General features: G+C 37.7%; 19 protein-coding genes. 12 read left to right on the top strand and 7 right to left on the bottom strand.

Features of this window, described 5'->3' with window-relative positions:
- The first annotated feature begins 7 nt into the window (after window positions 1–7).
- From B5488_RS06815 to B5488_RS06840, 7 genes are all read left to right on the top strand, one after another.
- The gene (locus B5488_RS06815; protein ID WP_079734578.1) at window positions 8–385 is read left to right on the top strand and encodes a hypothetical protein; all 378 of its coding nucleotides are present in this window, start codon (window positions 8–10) and stop codon (window positions 383–385) included.
- A gap of 21 nt (window positions 386–406) precedes the next feature.
- Window positions 407–943, top strand: a complete 537-nt coding sequence (locus B5488_RS06820) for a 2'-5' RNA ligase family protein (protein ID WP_079734579.1) — start codon at window positions 407–409, stop codon at window positions 941–943.
- 81 nt (window positions 944–1,024) lie between these two features.
- A complete protein-coding gene (locus tag B5488_RS17855; RefSeq protein ID WP_154045346.1) occupies window positions 1,025–1,165 on the top strand; it encodes a hypothetical protein in 141 nt (46 codons plus the stop codon).
- A gap of 470 nt (window positions 1,166–1,635) precedes the next feature.
- Complete coding sequence (locus B5488_RS06825; RefSeq protein WP_079734580.1) at window positions 1,636–1,815, top strand: hypothetical protein; 180 nt, start codon at window positions 1,636–1,638, stop codon at window positions 1,813–1,815.
- Between the two features lie 128 nt (window positions 1,816–1,943).
- Entirely contained in the window at window positions 1,944–2,951 is a 1,008-nt protein-coding gene (locus tag B5488_RS06830) for a TlpA disulfide reductase family protein (protein WP_079734581.1), read from the top strand.
- A 161-nt stretch (window positions 2,952–3,112) separates the two neighbouring features.
- Complete coding sequence (locus B5488_RS06835; protein ID WP_146128742.1) at window positions 3,113–3,505, top strand: hypothetical protein; 393 nt, start codon at window positions 3,113–3,115, stop codon at window positions 3,503–3,505.
- Window positions 3,506–3,568: 63 nt separating this feature from the next.
- A complete protein-coding gene (locus tag B5488_RS06840; protein ID WP_079734583.1) occupies window positions 3,569–4,846 on the top strand; it encodes a hypothetical protein in 1,278 nt (425 codons plus the stop codon).
- Between the two features lie 370 nt (window positions 4,847–5,216).
- Here B5488_RS06840 and B5488_RS06845 read toward each other — a convergent pair whose 3' ends face one another.
- The 4 genes from B5488_RS06845 to B5488_RS06860 form a co-directional block, all read right to left on the bottom strand.
- Window positions 5,217–5,978 (bottom strand): hypothetical protein, encoded by a 762-nt coding sequence (locus B5488_RS06845; RefSeq protein WP_079734584.1) that lies wholly within the window; start codon window positions 5,976–5,978, stop codon window positions 5,217–5,219.
- A gap of 40 nt (window positions 5,979–6,018) precedes the next feature.
- Window positions 6,019–6,924: a L,D-transpeptidase gene (locus B5488_RS06850; protein ID WP_079734585.1), complete on the bottom strand. Its 906-nt coding sequence runs from the start codon at window positions 6,922–6,924 to the stop codon at window positions 6,019–6,021.
- Window positions 6,925–7,839: 915 nt separating this feature from the next.
- Entirely contained in the window at window positions 7,840–8,601 is a 762-nt protein-coding gene (gene yaaA, locus B5488_RS06855) for a peroxide stress protein YaaA (protein ID WP_079734586.1), read from the bottom strand.
- 152 nt (window positions 8,602–8,753) lie between these two features.
- Entirely contained in the window at window positions 8,754–9,245 is a 492-nt protein-coding gene (locus B5488_RS06860; protein WP_231919812.1) for a CIA30 family protein, read from the bottom strand.
- A 450-nt stretch (window positions 9,246–9,695) separates the two neighbouring features.
- Between B5488_RS06860 and B5488_RS06865 the strand changes: the two genes are divergently transcribed.
- From B5488_RS06865 to B5488_RS06875, 3 genes are all read left to right on the top strand, one after another.
- On the top strand, window positions 9,696–10,460 hold the full coding sequence (locus tag B5488_RS06865; protein WP_079734588.1) for an HNH endonuclease: 765 nt from the start codon (window positions 9,696–9,698) through the stop codon (window positions 10,458–10,460).
- Between the two features lie 319 nt (window positions 10,461–10,779).
- Window positions 10,780–11,028 carry a hypothetical protein gene (locus B5488_RS06870; RefSeq protein ID WP_079734589.1) on the top strand — a complete coding sequence of 83 codons (249 nt, stop codon included), beginning with the start codon at window positions 10,780–10,782 and terminating at the stop codon, window positions 11,026–11,028.
- A 791-nt stretch (window positions 11,029–11,819) separates the two neighbouring features.
- Entirely contained in the window at window positions 11,820–12,548 is a 729-nt protein-coding gene (locus B5488_RS06875; RefSeq protein ID WP_079734590.1) for an SDR family oxidoreductase, read from the top strand.
- A 364-nt stretch (window positions 12,549–12,912) separates the two neighbouring features.
- On the opposite strand, the gene B5488_RS06880 is transcribed toward B5488_RS06875, so the two are convergent.
- From B5488_RS06880 to B5488_RS06890, 3 genes are all read right to left on the bottom strand, one after another.
- Window positions 12,913–13,197 (bottom strand): GIY-YIG nuclease family protein, encoded by a 285-nt coding sequence (locus tag B5488_RS06880; RefSeq protein WP_079734591.1) that lies wholly within the window; start codon window positions 13,195–13,197, stop codon window positions 12,913–12,915.
- Between the two features lie 361 nt (window positions 13,198–13,558).
- The gene (locus B5488_RS06885) at window positions 13,559–14,605 is read right to left on the bottom strand and encodes an RluA family pseudouridine synthase (RefSeq protein ID WP_079734592.1); all 1,047 of its coding nucleotides are present in this window, start codon (window positions 14,603–14,605) and stop codon (window positions 13,559–13,561) included.
- Window positions 14,605–15,222 carry a PASTA domain-containing protein gene (locus B5488_RS06890; RefSeq protein ID WP_079734593.1) on the bottom strand — a complete coding sequence of 206 codons (618 nt, stop codon included), beginning with the start codon at window positions 15,220–15,222 and terminating at the stop codon, window positions 14,605–14,607. The genes B5488_RS06885 and B5488_RS06890 overlap by 1 nt, the downstream gene beginning before the upstream one ends.
- A gap of 206 nt (window positions 15,223–15,428) precedes the next feature.
- On the opposite strand from B5488_RS06890, the gene B5488_RS06895 reads away from it, so the two are divergent.
- Together B5488_RS06895 and coaD are read left to right on the top strand one after the other, a co-directional pair.
- Window positions 15,429–16,418, top strand: a complete 990-nt coding sequence (locus tag B5488_RS06895) for a D-alanine--D-alanine ligase (RefSeq protein ID WP_079734594.1) — start codon at window positions 15,429–15,431, stop codon at window positions 16,416–16,418.
- Window positions 16,419–16,707: 289 nt separating this feature from the next.
- A complete protein-coding gene (gene coaD / locus B5488_RS06900) occupies window positions 16,708–17,160 on the top strand; it encodes a pantetheine-phosphate adenylyltransferase (RefSeq protein ID WP_079734595.1) in 453 nt (150 codons plus the stop codon).
- Window positions 17,161–17,246: the final 86 nt, after the last annotated feature.

Consider the following 17,246-nt stretch of genomic DNA (forward strand, 5'->3'; position numbering starts at 1 on the left):
ACCCTTTATGGAAACAGTATTTAAAAACAAGTGGTTTTACCGACTCCTTATTGCTTATATTTTTCTTCTACTCATTTGGAATACCTACATGGTAATTTCAGGTAATCTCCTGGGATTAATTGCAGTAATTATAGAATTAGTGCTTTTATATTTACTATTTAATAAGCACAGACTGGCAAAAACGGCCATCCATTTTTGGGCAATTATCATGATGATTGGCCCCGGACTTTCTATAATTGGAAAGCTTATAAAAATGGCAACGGGAGACGATTTAAATTTTATGGTAGACAGCCTTGTACAAAATTTACTGTTGTTTACCTTTGGTTTGATCATCTATTATTTTAATAAGAAAACGGTTTTTGTAAGAGAAAGAGAATTAAATTAACTCTCGAAAATTCAATCTCAAATGCCTTTATATTTTCTCGCCATAATTCCTTCGAACGAAATTTGTAAGCGGGTAAAATCGCTGAAGCAGGAAATAGCTAAAAAATATGAAGCTGAACATGCGCTGAAACTTCCGGCGCATATAACACTTCAAATTCCGTTTAAAATTTCAGAAGCCGAAGAGGAAAAACTAATTGATATTTTAGAATGCTTTGCTAAAAATCAAAAAAGCTTTCAGCTAAATTTAAAAGATTTTGGAAGGTTCGGCCAAAAAGTAATTTTTATAAATATTGAAGATCACGAGCCATTAAAAATTCTTCACACCGAATTGCAAAAAGTAATCTCAGCAAATTTGCAGTTAAAGAAACACGAGAAATTTTCTAAAATTCATCCGCATATTACACTTGCTTCGCGAGATCTTCATTATAAACAATTTCCTGAAGCCTGGGCAGATTTTAAAACGCGCGATTTTACAGATTCTTTTACCGCCCAAAGCTTCAGCCTTTTAAAGCATGACGGTAAAGTTTGGCATCAACACCGCGATTTCCCTTTGAATTGAACAATTTTTCAAAAAATTTATTTTCTTAGCAGTTTTATGTAACATTTTAATATTTTTATCTACTTATCACGAAAATCAGGTATGGAAAATCATAAAACTAATAGAAAATATAATTTTAATTTTTTAGAAATCCTGGGAATAATAGCTCTTATTATTATTGCTGTTTATATCCTTGATTTTACCATAGAAGCCGCTTTAGACGGTTGGAATAATCCAGTGTAAGAATGCATTCGGAATATCTTAATCATTAGAAAATTTTCACTCGATAATCCGTCCCGAACCATCGGGATGCCTCGACATTAAAAATATTCTCTTTCCCCTCTTCAAAAAAACCATCTCTATTACAGCTTACAAAACCGATAATTTTTTAACCAAAACACGTATAAAAAACCTGTGTTTAAGATTAAATTTGGATAAAACATTTAAAATTCCTTATATTTACCCTTAGTTTTGTTAAAATTCAGTTTTGAAAAACTGAATTTCTCAGAGATTGATGCTTCCAAAATCAAACTGATTTTAACTACGGAAGCATTACCAAAATCTTTGTGTAACCAAAAATTTAAATATGAAAGATCGTATCAATATTTTAAAATTAGTAGGAATTATTTTTAGCGCCCTTATGCTGGTTATTATCTTAGACTTTGCCTTAAAAGCGATCGTAGCAGGTTAATCCCATCCTATATTTTCTAACTGTGAATAAAGCGAGATTATTTGGTCTTTTTCTTATTACCGGCGGACTCATTTGGAGTTCTATTTTTGAAGCTCATAATTTAAATTTCTTTGCCGGGATGATCATTGGTGCAGGAGTTCCATTTCTGCTCACGGGGAAATTCCGTTTTTGGAAGTGGGAATTTCCGGAGTCAAAACAATAAAAGGAAAGCATTAAATCTTCCAATGCGCCCTGACTTAAAGTAATCCACCACGACGTATTTAAATACTCGATTATTGAGTAAATTATAATCGCTATCTTCAACGTATTCACTTTTAAATTTGTTGATTTATGCGGTTGCTTTTCGTCATTTTCAGTTTTCTATTTATTGTCACCTCGCTTCAGGCGCAAGAATCTAGCTTTTCTCTAACAGGAAAAACCAATGACATTAAAGATGGCAGCTGGTTGTATTTTCAGGACCTGGTTAACGGTGGAACCTTAGATTCTGCAGAAGTCCAAAATAATAGCTTTAAATTCGACACCAAACTTCCTGAACCCAGTATGTGGGTAATGCTGCACACTAAAGATCGTTCTAAATTCAAAGAATTATGGCTGCAGGACAAACCTATGCGTTTTGATGCAAGCAATACCGATTTCCAGGATGCCGAAGTTACCGGCTCTATTTCTCAGGAATTAGTTGACGAAATAAAAGCAGTTTATGAAGATTATGATAAAATTAGTGAAACCGAACTTAGAAAACGCCAGGAAGAATTTATAAAAAGCAATCCTAACGCCCTAATAAGCCTGCGTATGCTTTATGAAGTTTCCGGAAAGTGGGGCCAGGAAACTACCAGCCAGTATTTCGAAATGTTCCCTGAGGAAATCAAAAAAAGTTCTTTTGGGAAGCGGATCCTCTCTTATTTGAATAACGATAATATTCCGCAAATAGGAGAAAAATATGCCGATTTTGAGTTGACAAATCAACATGGAAAAAACCAGAAATTTTCAGCTTTAACCGGAAATGTTACACTTTTACAATTCTGGGCGTCTACCTGCGAACCCAGCAAAATGCAAAATCGCGAACTAAAAAAGTTATACCGAAAATATAAGTCAGACGGACTGGAAATTGTAGCTGTTTCCCGTGATCTCCATAAAGAAGACTGGGTTAACTCTATAGAGAAAGACAAGTTAAAATGGGTACATCTAAGCAGTTTAAAGGGCTGGGAAGGTCCGGTTTTTACTAACTACGGAATAAGAAAAACTCCTTCCAATTTCCTAATAAATACCGAAGGCAGCGTAGTAGGACGCAATTTAAGAGGGGATGAATTAGAAGAAAATATTAAAGAATTATTGAAATAATGATATTTTTTGTTTAATTTCATTAAAATCACCCCCAAAATCTTTCAATAACTTAACCATAATTTTATTTGAATTTTCATTTATATACTTTCGAATTGCCACTTTACAGGCATCGATTTGGATATTAGTGTTTTTCAAATATCACTTTTAAAAGTTAAGTTGTGACTATATATTATCAAAAGAAAAGGCTAAAGTATAGGTTGCTGTACGGCATTGTTTCAGTAATTATTGGTAGTAGCTCGTTTATCATCGGGTCAGAAGCTATTTTTATTTATCCCTGGCTAATCCTGGGATTTTTAGAAATTGGCACCTGGTATTACGAACATAAATTTCATTACCTACAAATAGATAATAATATTCTCACTAAAAACTCACTCTTTCCTAAAAGTATAGATCTTACGCAACTTAGCGCCATTAGAAAGTATAAAAGCACTTTTGTTTTGGAATCGGGAGATGTGGATATCAAAATTCATAAAGATTTAATCGCAAGCCATTCGCTTAATCAGCTTACCGATCTTTTAAGCGAAATACAGTTAAGACCTCAACAAGTATAAACGCTTTTTTTATTGCATTTATTGATAAATCTGTATTTTTAATTCACTATAAAATTACAGGAAATGAAAAAGCTGCTTTGGCTAATTTTAATACTTCTCATTGGATTTATCGGACTTATTTACTTCTCGGTTTCCGGTACCGACAGGGAATTCCAAACCGCAACGATAAAAGAATTTAAAGACCTTGAGCATATAGATTTTCGTGAATACGATTCGGTTTTAGTGGCTGCCAGCAGTTTGTATAAAACCAATCCGCTTAAAAATATTATGCAGGGCGAAAATTATAGGGAAGCCTGGGCCACCCCGGTAAAAGTTCCGGTACTTTTTCTCGATACGCTTTACGGCGGGATGGAAATTGTAAAAGAAGGTGGCGGCAGCCAAACCCATTCCCTTCGTTTAAAAGATAAAGACGCTTATCTCTATTCCCTGCGCAGTGTAAACAAAGATCCTTCTAGCCACGTGCCCGAATTTGCACGAAGCCTCGGACTCGAAAATATTGTGATAGATGCTATTTCAGCTTCGCACCCATACGGGGCCATTCTCACCGCTGCACTTTCAGAAAAAGCTAATGTTTTACACACGCACCCCAAAGTGGTTTTTCTACCCAAACAGGATTTTTTAGGAGATAAATACAATGAAAAATACGGAAATCGTTTGTTTCTGTTAGAGTATGAAACCGAAGGTGAAAAGAACTGGACAGGCTATAAAAATGTAGATGCCATCCTTGACACCAAACACCTGCAGGAATTAAAAGAAGAACATCCGGAAAAAGTTTCGATAGATAAAAATGCCCTGGTACGAGCGCGGTTATTCGATTTGCTAATTGGTGATTGGGACAGGCACGCCAAACAATGGGGCTGGGCAATTCAGGGAGATGATGGTACATTTAAAGCCATTCCCGTTGCCGGCGATAGGGATAATGCTTTTTTCAATTTAGAAGGCGTTATTCCCGGGATAATTTCTAATGAAAATATTGAACCTGAAGTGCGCCCTTTTGAAAAGGAAATCGATTATATGCCGGGATTAGTGTATCCTAACGATGTTTATTTTCTAACCAATACTCCTGAAGAAATATTTACTTCTGAAGCAAAAAAACTACAGGAATTAATGAACGATGAAGCGATAACAGATGCATTTAAAGTATGGCCTAAAGAAATTTACGAATTAGATGGAAAAGAGATTTCCGAAAAAATCAAATCCCGCCGGGAGAACTTAGTAGCATACGCAAAAGAATTTCACCGAATTATCTCTGAAAAAGAATTGCTAAACGAACCATTAAAAGGTTCAGAAGATCTTGAAATTAGCCCAGGCTTAAGAAAGTGTTTTGAGTGTAAAGAGTAAGTTGGCATTTGCCGGTTTTCAATTGCGGGTTGCGAGTTCTCAATTTCTGTTTGTTGTTTTGAGTTGTAGTTTCCTGTCATTGCGAAGACTGCGATAGCAGGATGGGTCAATCTGTTTTTGCAAGTTCTGGCATTCGTAGTATCACCACCATCAGTTCGAGTGGCGGTATTAACCAGTAGAAGTTTGAACTTCTCGATGCTTCCACCTATCGCCGGAAACTCTAAGTGACAGAACAATTTAAACAAAATATAGCCACGCTCGTTCCTGGCTTGCGATGACGATGCAAGAGAACCTGACAACCCACATTCCACATCCCACATCCCACAACCGAGAACCGAGAACCGAGAACCGAGAACCGAGAACCGAGAACTTAATTAATAATAATATTCGTTTTATCAACTCCCGTATTACCGGTTACAGGATCAAAAGCATAGATGGTAATCGTATAGTAAGCTTTTTCTAAATTTGTTTTCGCAGCAAAAGTGCTGGGTTTATCGGTGGGATTTAAAGTGATTTCCCGGGTTTCTTTTTCTCCAGAACTTATAATTGCCTTTACTTCATATTGGTTGGCATCCCACACACCATCTTCGGTTACGGGGCAACCGCACATCATTATAATATTGGCTTTAAGACTAATTTCTTCTGAAGCTTTAATTCGTTCGTGTGTTTGTGGTGATAAGATGTCTACAACAAATCCGGGCACTTCCAGTACTACTCCATCGCCGGTAATATCTTTCCCGGGAATCACCCAAACTTGGGTGCTGGAAATTACTTTTGCCTGTTTTTTATTAATTGGGGCGTGGGCTTCCACAGTTATAAAAGTAGGTTCTTCAAGCTTCAATTTAGCTTCAAATCCGGCTGTTTGCTCATCGGTAAGTTTATCGTAGCGCTCTAGGGGAGTTTGCAGGATTAGTTTGGTGTTTCCCGTGCTTCCGGTGGTTAAACCCTCATCAAGGATTTCTCCTGTTTCAGCATTTCTAATAATAATTTTAGCACCACCAATAGAGCTTCCTATAAATTTCGCATCTTTTGCAAGTGCCCTCACCATCACCGTTGTTTCCTGGGCCGCAAGGCTTCCGAAGCAAAATAGAAAAGCAAAGAATAAATTAAAAATTGAAAAATTGAATTTCATAAAACCGAATTTCTTACTAAAATACAAAATCTGCAGGCATCTAAAGCACAATTTCCTGATCGCTTAAATCTTCGAATTTAAAGTTTAAAGGATCGTTTTTATAACGCTGGGCATAAACTCTAAGCGTATCTCTCTCTTTCTTGCTTAACTCATTGCTTCTCTGGTCTTTTTCAAGTTTAAACCAGGGTTGAATATCCTGAAAATCATATTCGCCAATTACCATAAACGGAGTTCCATTTTGTACGATTACATCGTTTTCCAATTCCCACATACTCGCCCAATCGTAAATAAATTTAGCATCTTCCTGGTACATCCTTACACAGCCGTGACTTGCAGGATATCCCGGTAGCGTATATTCGTGCGTACCAATCCCTTCAAAATTCATAAAATTGAAATAATAAGGCATAATCCAGGATTTATCTATGGTGCTAATTTTTCGTTTCGCTTTATAATTTCCATAGTAAAGACCTGCAGGTGTACCCGTGCTTTGTTTCCCGGTGCTCACCGGCCCCCAATGCAATAAATTTCCGTTTTTGTAAAGCGCAAAAGCCTGGATTCGTTTAGAAATTATCACAGTTTTGTCTATTGCATCCAAAGGTTCTAAAAGCGTCGGAAATGGTGCATACACTTTCAAATCGCTTACCAAAGAATCGGGAATTATAAGTTTGGTGCCGGGTTTAACGCGGTGTTTGTCAATTCGGTTTAGGGTATAAATCAATCGTGCTTCCTCATCAGAAAAATTATTAAAAAGACTGTCCAGATGTTCCTGCCCCGAAATAGAATCCAACCTATAGGAGGTTTTAAAGACCGGCGGGTTAAGAGAAATGGTATCTAATTGGGTTGGCAGAACTTCTTTCTTTATTTCCTGCTTATTGTTACAGGCCGAAAAAACTAGTAAAATTATTCCCGAAAACAGCAGGATTAATTGCGTGTATTGTTGTTTCAAATTTGGCAGGTTTAGGTTGTGTTATAAGGAAATAAAACTTTCTCATTTGGATACGAAATTAGACTGCTATTCCTTTTTCTGCTGCCAAGGAAGCGTTAATAATTTGTTGTGAGATTGGTAAAAGTTGTTCGGTTTGCTGTCAGTTTGTGGTTTGTGGTTTGTTGTTGCGGGTTCAAGGTTTTAAGAAAATAATCCTGATTCCTAACTCTTGTTTCCTGTATCTTTATTCTTTCCTCTGAACTAAACTAATATTTTTCATTGCAAAATCTCGTCGTCAGTTCGGGTAGCGGTATTTAAGCGAGAGTAAGAATAAGGCTGTATCGAGAACCAATAGAAATTCTAACTAAAATTGCACTCCTCGATACTTCCGTCTCGCGCCAAAAACTTGAAGTGACGTGACTTCCTTGTGGATAAAAAAGTTTTAATCTGCCGAGAGAGATGTGGAGTAAATAAGATCGTAATGAATTTAATAAAGCGGCTAAAATAAATTGACGTGCTATTCTTTTTCCATTGATGAAAAAGAACCAAAAAATCTAGGCTTACGAAAATGGATCTAAATTTTTCGTGCAATGTCTAAATTTTATGAACTCGCGGAAAAAGAAGAAGTAAGGAGGAAAAGACGTTTCGCTCAAACAGCATAAAATTTAAACGACATCTTACTTCAAATTTCACGATCAATTTTCGATAGGCCGCTTACCCTATATATTAATTTTTTATATCGCCCTGGAACTCTCTGATAATACATCTACCAAATGTAGAAGGTTATGCACGCGAAAATCTTTTCAATTACTACCTTACCTAGACAAAAGATCGCCGTGCTCATCCCTCGCTCGCGATGACGAAAAAGAAGACTCCTCACTCCTCACCTTTCACTCTTCACTCTTCACTATTAACTTTTCACTCTTCACTAAAAAACTAGCGAATAAAAACCGGCTCGTTTTCCTTTTCAGTATGCTCTTCGCTATAGCGGTAATCCATATAATCAAAACTTTTAAGATCTTCGATGGTTTTTACGTCTTTGTCTATAATATAACGCACCATCGCGCCACGGGCTTTTTTAGCAAAGAAACTGATGATCTTTAATTTTCCGTTCTTAAAATCTTTAAAAACAGGAGAGATCACCTCAGCTTTTAGTTTTTTGGTGTCTATTGCTTTAAAATATTCGTTGCTGGCCAGGTTGATAAAAAGTTCGCCTTCTTCCATTTCTTCATTTAGCAACTTGCTAAGCTTTGGCTGCCAAACTTCGTAAAGACTGTTCTTGCGCTCAATTCCTACCGAAGTTCCCATTTCTAAACGATAAGGCTGCATTAAATCCAAAGGTTTTAAAACACCGTAGAGTCCGGAGAGGATGCGCAGGCTATCTTGCAGACGATCCAGTTTTTCGGTGGGGATTGTATAGGCATCCAGGCCAGTGTAAACATCGCCGGCAAAAGCATACATTGCGGGGCGGGAATTCTTTTTGTTATGTTCCTCCTCGAAATCCTGGTAGCGGGTATAATTAAGATCGGCGAGCTTATCGCTGATGCTCATTAATTCAGAAATCTCATTTTTGGTCATTCTGGACATCTTACGGTTAAGTTTAGCCGTAGTTTCCAAAAAAGCAGGCTGTGTGCCGCGGGTAGTAGGTAATTTAGATTCGTAATCCAGGCTTTTGGCCGGAGAAACAACAATTTTCATAGTTGGGCGATTTTTACTCCAAATATAAGTGAAAGCATAGAAAACAGGAAAGTCGCCCTTTATTAGTTTTTTATGGAAGTATAGTTATGAGTTATTGCGATTAAAAAAATTTTATAATCAAAAAATTATTTTTTGATTCCTGCTGCGAAAACTTACTCCAACTCAATCTTATCTATTTCCAGCCGGAAATCTTCCGCCTTCTTATTCCCGATCAAAAAGCGAATTTCCTGGATCGATTCGGCTGAAAAGTTAGGCTGGTCTAATTTGTTTCCACGAAACACTGGTTCCATCTCTTTTAGCGGAACTTCAATTGTTTGCCAGTCTCCGGTGGTTTTAAAGGTATAAATATAGGAAGCTCTGTCCTCTAGATTGGCTTTCATCCTGAATTGCCAGGTCTTTCCATCCCCTTTCAATAAAATGAGCGCTTTTTTGTAGCCTTTAATATTTTTAGAATCAAAATGATATTGCAAGGAGGCAAAACCACCATTGTTTTCCAGAGAAACATGGCCTGTAAAAATAGCATTTCCCGTTTCACTGCGTTCCAGCTTACTCGTGGAATTTCCACCCATCACCACGTCGTTTTCTATTTCCCAGGCGGTCCAATCCTCGGTGGCACTAAAATCAAAAAGAAGTAATTTACTCATAACGAACACTGTTAATATTAAGAAGAATTGCTGCTGAAACATTTTTTGTTTTAAAGTTAGGGGATTTCTTTTGGTAAAACTGGTATTTAAGAAGAGATAGTTATGAGTTTTTATGGTTGATAAAAATTTATCGCATTACGGAAAACCCTTTTTGGTTTCTGAATTAAATGTTAAATTGAGCTACCTTATGGGAGATATGTACGATATAAAATAACAGTTTTAAGTGATAAAAAGAATTCTTTTAGAAAAAGGTGAATATTAAAATTTAATAAATAATATGATCGAATTTAAAGAAATATCCTCCTATACTGATCAACCAGTAACGTGTCCAAAATGCGGAAATAGAACCAATATAGTATTGGATTTATCTCATACAAAAGAAGAAACACAAGTGCATAAATGTTTATCTAATTACTGCCTGAATAAGTTCGTTACCCAAGCTGATAGCTTATGAAAAAAGGTCAAAAACTTTGGAGTCGAGAAGAATTGATTATAGCTATAAATCTTTATTGTAAACTGCCTTTCGGTAAACTACATAGATCAAATCCTCAGGTAATTCATTTGGCAGAATTGATTGGTAGAACCCCAAGTTCTATCGCATATAAATTAGTAAATTTCGCAAGCCTCGACCCAAGTCTTCAGGCAAGAGGGATTAAAGGAGCCTCAAACGCAAGCAAATTAGAGAAAAATATCTGGGATGAATTCTATAATAACTGGGAAGAGTTGCCATTTGAAAGCGAGAAATTATTAGCAGAATTAGAAAATAAATCAATTGAAGAACTGAACGATATCAGTACCTATGAAACACCCGAAGGAAGAACAAGAGAACAAATTGTAAAGGTGAGAATCAATCAATCATTTTTCCGCAGTTCGATTTTAGCTTCTTATAATAATACTTGCTGTATTACTGGATTAAAAAATAGTGAATTACTTATCGCCGGACATATTAAACCCTGGAGTTTAGATGAGAAAAATAGATTAAATCCAAGAAATGGAATTGCGATTAATGCTTTACATGACAAAGCTTTTGATCGCGGTTTAATAACGATTAATTCAGATTTCTTAGTTAGAATTTCACCAACAATAGAAGAAGAAAACTCTAGCTTTCCTCTCTCAGCTTTTGATGGAAAGCAAATTCTATTACCCGAAAAAGAAGAATGGTTTCCATCTCAAGAAGCTCTAAAATGGCATAATAAGGAAGTTTTTATGCTTTAGTTTAATAACGAACAAACTTTCCCGCGTTAGGGATTGCAGTGAAAATCCTTTTTCGAGGTACGAGCAAAAAGATTGTAGCGGAAAGCCCGACCCGTTAGGGGAACGCCCAAATAATTTTATTCTGCTTTAAAAAAAACCTTCACAAATGGGAAAGAGATCTCGAGGTTTAAATCTACAGCACAACGCCAAATTACCGGGAATCGAATTTCTAAAAAGAAATATTGAAATTTCCAAAAGCACTGAAAATCAATTAATTTTAGTCTAAGCATCAGTTTAACACTTCTTTTCCTTATCTTATACTTCCAAAAAACTCAAAAAAATGGAAGGTTCCTCTAAACATCCCAAACTTGTAAAAGCTTTTAGCGGCAGTTTTCTTTGGAGAAATACCGGAGGCATAATTATAGATTATAACGGGCGTTTGCTTAATTCGGCGCATTATCAATTTAAAACTTCCGGAGGGAAATTCATTAAGATCAGGTTTAAGAAAAAACTGAATTCGGCTAAAAAACTACCCGGGTTTAGCTGCGCCTGGAAGATGATGACCAACGTGAATTGTTCGTTGAACTAAGGAATCCCACGTCATCCTAAACTTGTTTCAGAGCCTGCCCCGATTTTTGATCGGGGATCTAACATGATTCGTGTTCTCCACAACTTAGACCCCGAAAATAAATTCGGGGTGACGGCAAGGACGTCTGAACTGGTTTTAAGGCCTGCACCGATTTGGATTCGGCTTACGAAAGCTACGTCATGCTGAACTTGTTTCAGCATCTAACATGATCTAAATTCTTACCAACCTATACTCTCGATTTCAAAACAGCCTGGACCCCGAAATAAATTCGGGATGACGTATTTTCTAAATTGTTATTTAGGCTTGTTTTCCATTATTATAATTCAAATTGAAACTTACTTAGTTTGGAGGTTCTCTCTTTCATTTTTTGCGTGTATTCCTCTCACTGCGTTCGTCGGATACAATTCAAACGAAACAAAAAAAGGCGCCCTATGTGGAGGTGTTTTTTTTGCAGTGCCTTCCTCTCCCTTCAGTCGTCGGAGGCAGAAAAAATCGCAAATCAGCAGCTAAATTTTTTCCAGGGCTTCAAAAATTTTTAACGCTGCTGATTTGCTACACTCACACACGGATTCTAAAACTCGCTAAGCTCACCGAATGTCAATTTACTACGCTAGATAATTATTTTATCACGGGTCTCGGGGTGACGAATCTCACGTCATGCTGAACTTGTTTCAGCATCTAAGTCGTTGATAGTTGAAAACTCCCTAGTTAAATTCCTGTTATTTCAAACTTCTTTAACGCCATAAGCTCTTAATTCCTCGCAACTTGCAAATCAATTAATAAACAACAACATGGATTTGAATGATAAAGTAGCCGTAGTAACTGGCGCAAGTAGCGGAATTGGAAAATCTATTGCCGAAGAACTTTCTAAAAAAGGCTGTAAAGTAGCTTTAGCCAGCAGAAGCCTGGATAAATTAAAAGATATAGGAAAAGGGCTTAGCGGTAGTTTTGAAGTGGAAATGGACGTTACCAGCGATAAAAGCGTTACTGAAGCTTTTGAGAAAATACACGAGCGATTTGGGCAAATAGATATTCTGGTAAATTCTGCCGGAGTGATGCCCCTCACCTATCTTAAAAACCGAAAACTGGAAGACTGGCTGCAAACTATAGAAGTGAACGTTAAAGGAACGCTGCGTTGTATTCACGCCGCGCTTCCAACGATGAAGAAACAAAACAGCGGACATATAATCAACATTGCCTCGGTAGACGGAAAAGAGATTTTTGAAGGCGGCGCTGTTTACGGTGCGTCTAAAGCTGCGGTGATAGAACTTTCCCGCGCCATGCGCATGGAACTTTCTCCTGATTTTAATATTCGGGTGACTTCTATAGAACCGGGGACTGTGGAAACCAGCCTTAGAGAAGATATCACCGATAAGGAATTACTGGAAGACAAGGATTATGGTAACGGCGAGCCAAAATTAGCTCCTAAAAATATTGCCGATGCAGTACTTTACGCAACTACCCAACCCGATAGTGTGAATGTGAATGAGTTACTCATAAAACCTACGGGGAAGAGTTGATTTTATCCACTTAATTTGAAAGTGAGAAATATTTTTCAACAGAAACCCCTCCGGCCTGCGGCCACCTCCCCTTGAAAATAAGGGGAGGAGCTTTAAATAGTATAAAACGGGATGAGGCGAAGGTAAAGCCACGTCATGCTGAACTTGTTTCAGCATCTAACATGATATAAATTCTTAACAAGCTTAAACGCGCGATTAAAAAACAACTTAGACCCCGAAATAAATTCGGGGTGACGGTAAGAGTGACGTCATCCTGAATTTATTTCAGGATCTAAGTTGAACATAAATACTTTTCATAATCGGAAAATTAAACATGTTTCGACCCTGAAACCAGTTCAGGGTGACGGTAAGGACACGTCAACAACTACAAGTCTTCATAAAGATCTTTTAAGCTTGGATTCTTAGATTTTGCCAGATTCCATTTCCAGTCCTTATGCCAGTTTTTTAATTGCTTCTCCCTGGCTATGGCTTGATGAATTTCTGAAAATTCTTCGAAATAAATTAAAAATTTAAGGTGATACTTTCTGGTAAAGGAAGAGCCAATTTCGCTTTTATGCTCAGTTATTCGCTTTTTTAAATCTGAAGTTACACCTATATAGATCATTGTTCTGGTGGAATTAGAAAGCAGGTATATGTAGCTCTTCTGCATTCATAAATATAAAGAAACTTTAGCTGCACTTAAATCTGGGCTGATGAAAGCCACGTCATCCTGAACTCGTCTTAGGATCTATCATAATTTTGAGTTCTCCACAGCTTAGACCCCGAAATAAATTCGGGGTGACGGTAAGAGTGACGTCATGCTATGCCGAAGTTTTCGGGATTACTTTATAAATTGAACATTCTAAACCTAGACCCCCAATAAAAAATCGGGGCAGGCTCAGGCATAAATTTGGGGTGATGAAAGCCACGTCATCCTGAATTTATTTCAGGATCTATCATGATTTTGAGTTCTCCACAACTTAGACCCCGAAATAAATTCGGGGTGACGGTAAAAAAGTAAAGAAAATCCCTTACAAAACCTCTTTCTGGTTTTTGGCGTAGTTGCGCCATTTCTCGATACAGGCCTGTATATCTTCGGGGATCTCGGTATTGAAACTCATCGCTTCTTTCGTTTTTGGATGAATAAAGCCCAATGTTTTGGCGTGTAGCGCCTGTCTTGGTAATATTTTAAAACAATTATCTACAAATTGTTTATACTTACTAAAAGTGGTTCCCTTTAGGATCTTTTCGCCTCCGTAGCGTTCATCGTTAAATAGCGTATGCCCAATATGCTTCATATGCACCCGAATCTGGTGTGTTCTTCCGGTTTCCAGTTTACAGGAAACAAGCGTTACATAACCAAAACGTTCTAAAACCTTATAATGGGTAACCGCTGGTTTTCCTTTTTCGGCGTCGTCACCTTCGTAAACCGTGTTTTGCAAGCGGTTTTTGGGATGGCGGCCAATATTGCCTTCTACCCTGCCCTCCTCTTCTTCAACATTTCCCCAAACCAGAGCCACGTATTCGCGCTCGCTGGTTTTATCAAAAAACTGTTTAGAGAGATGCGCCATCGCCTCTTCGGTTTTTGCGATAACTAGAAGTCCGCTGGTATCTTTGTCTATTCTATGTACCAATCCCGGGCGGTCGCTGGAGTTATTTGGAAGATTTTCAAAATGATAGATCAGCGCATTAATCAAAGTACCGCTGTAATTTCCGTGGCCAGGGTGTACTACCATTCCAGCGGGTTTATTCACCACCAATAAGGTATCATCTTCGTACACAATATCTAACGGAATATTCTCTGGGGTAAGTAAAAACTCATACGGCGGATGCTCAAACATCACCTGTACCACATCGCCGGCTTTTACTTTGTAATTTTGTTTTACCTGTTCTTCGTTAACGTAGATATTGCCTGTTTTGGCCGCTTTCTGAATTTTATTCCGGGTTGCATTTTCAATAAAATTCATCAAAAATTTATCTACCCTAAGTGGTTTTTGGCCGGGACCGGCATCAAATTTATGATGTTCGTATAAAGTTTCGTCCTGTTCCTCTATTTCGTGTTGCTCGTCTTCCTTCATTAAAATTCCATTTCTTCCTCTTCAGAAATTATACTATCCTGTTCTTCTTCACCTTCCATTCTATACCTACCCGAACCATCGCCCAAAACAAGATCAATTTTAGAAGTTTTCATCAGTTCATCTCCAGGCTCCAGTTTTTGACCTTTATGTCTTAATTCCAATACTGCATCTGCTGCAATATCGGGTTTATAACTCACGTCACCTATCTCAAATCCTAAAGATCTCAGGGTAGGTTCGGCCTGCCTGCGAGTTCTTCTAATCAAATCGGGGATCATTATTTTTCGGTAACCAGACGGATTTAATGTTAGATAAATTTTTCGATTTTCTTTTACGAATTGTCCCGGTTCGGGCACTTGTTCTATTACCGAATATCGAGGAAAATCGGGATTAAAATTTGCCGAATCCAGGATTTCATATCTCAAATCGAGTTCCGCCAGTTGATCATCTACCACGTCTAAAGACTGTTTAGAGAGGTCTGGAACTGCGATACGCTGATCCTGATTTGTAGAGTAATCCAGCCATTTTAAAGCTAAAAAAGCGATTACTATTATTAAAATTGCAGCAATCACTAATTGAATTAAAAATGTTTTGCTGAAAATAAATTTAAAGAATCCCATACATTTGTTTCTAAGCAGCAAAGATATAAAACCCCTGCTTTTGGTGGCAGATTGTTTGTAGATTTGTTCTCACAGTTATCGGTTCTGGGTTTTGAGTTCTCAGAGAGCATTCTAACCAGGCCAAATAGCTGAAAAACTGTTAACTGTTAACTGAAAACAGACAACCGACAACCGACAACCGACAACCGACAATTGATAACGGAGAAATGAAGAAAAAAATTGCCATCGCCATGGGCGGCTTTTCCAGTGAATACCGAATTTCCATTAATAGCGGAAATATGGTTTATAAACATCTTAACCGCGATCTATACGAACCTTACCGCGTGCATATTTTGCAAAAAGAATGGTTTGTGGTGGCCGATGATGATACGCCCTACCCGATTAATAAAAACGATTTCACGGTTAAAATTGGTGGAAAAACAATTTCTTTCGATTGCGTTTTTAACACCATTCACGGTACACCGGGAGAAAATGGCCTGCTACAGGCATATTTAGAATTGGTGGGAATTCCGCAAACTACCTGTGGTTATTACCAGGCGGCACTAACCTTTAATAAACGCGACCTGATAAGCGTTTTAAAACCTTACGGAATAAAAACCGCGGTGAATTATTTCCTGAATAAAGAGGATAAAGTAAATTCTGAAGAAATTATTGCCAAAGTTGGTTTACCGTGTTTTGTAAAGGCCAATCGCGCCGGCAGCAGTTTTGGGATCACCAAAGTTAAAACTGAAGAAGAGCTTATTCCCGCTACAAAAACCGCATTTAAAGAAGATGATGAAGTGATTATTGAATCTTTCCTTGATGGCACCGAGGTTTCTGTAGGGGTGATCACCTATAAAGGAAAAGTAAAGGCGCTTCCGGTTACCGAGATTATTTCTGAAAATGAATTCTTTGATTACGAGGCTAAATATTTAGGAAAATCGCAGGAGATCACCCCGGCGAATATTTCTGAAGAAAAAACCAAACAGGTACAGGAGATCGCAAAGCTGATTTATCGAAAACTAAAAATGCGCGGCTTTACCCGTTCTGAATTTATTTTTCATAATGGGGAACCTCATTTTATTGAAATGAATACCACCCCGGGATTAAGCCAGGCCAGTATTTTACCACAACAAGCTGAAGCCGCCGGCATCACTTTAACCAGTCTCTATGGAAGCGCGATAGAAACGGCACTTAAATCCCCCTTCGGGGGCTAGGGGGATTTAAGTGCTAGGTTTTCCAGGCATAATTGTTTTTCGTCAAGCTGAACTTGTTTTCAGCTTCTAAGTTGAACTAATATATGAACGACTTAGATCCTGAAATAAATTCAGGATGACAATTTAAGTACTTATCAAAAGTCTTATGCTTTTAGCCGGGTAGAACAATTGATTTTCACCCACATTTATTATTTATTATATTTCTTCCAAATTTTTAAATGACTAAATTTGGTTTCCCGCCGGAGTTTATACTGAGGAATCGAAGTGCGGGAAAGACAAAAAAGTTTTTATGAGAAAAGCAGTATTTCCGGGGTCTTTTGATCCTATTACTTTAGGCCACACCGATATTATTGAAAGGGCACTTCCGCTTTTTGATGAAATCATCCTGGCGATTGGGACGAATTCCGATAAAAAATATATGTTTTCGCTGGAAGAACGACTGCACTTCTTAAAAGAAACGTTTAAAGAAGAGCCTAAAATAACGGTAACCACTTACAAAGGACTTACTGTAGATTGTTGTAAAGAACAAAATGCCGGATTTTTACTACGCGGCTTGCGAAACGCACAAGACCTGGAATTTGAAAAAGCTATTGGACAAACCAACTACAAAATGAGCGGCATAGACACCCTGTTTTTTATTACTTCTTCAGGAAAAAGTCATATTTCATCAACCGTGGTTCGGGATGTAATTCGCAATAATGGCGATTATGAATTTATGGTGCCAGATGTGGTGAGGAAGTGAAATTCCCCCTAACCCCCGAAAGGGGAATTTAAAATTTAGAAAAGATCGCCACGCTCCTTCCTTGCTCGCGATGACGAATTCAAGAA

The sequence above is a fragment of the Salegentibacter salegens genome (assembly GCF_900142975.1).
GTDB lineage: Bacteria > Bacteroidota > Bacteroidia > Flavobacteriales > Flavobacteriaceae > Salegentibacter > Salegentibacter salegens.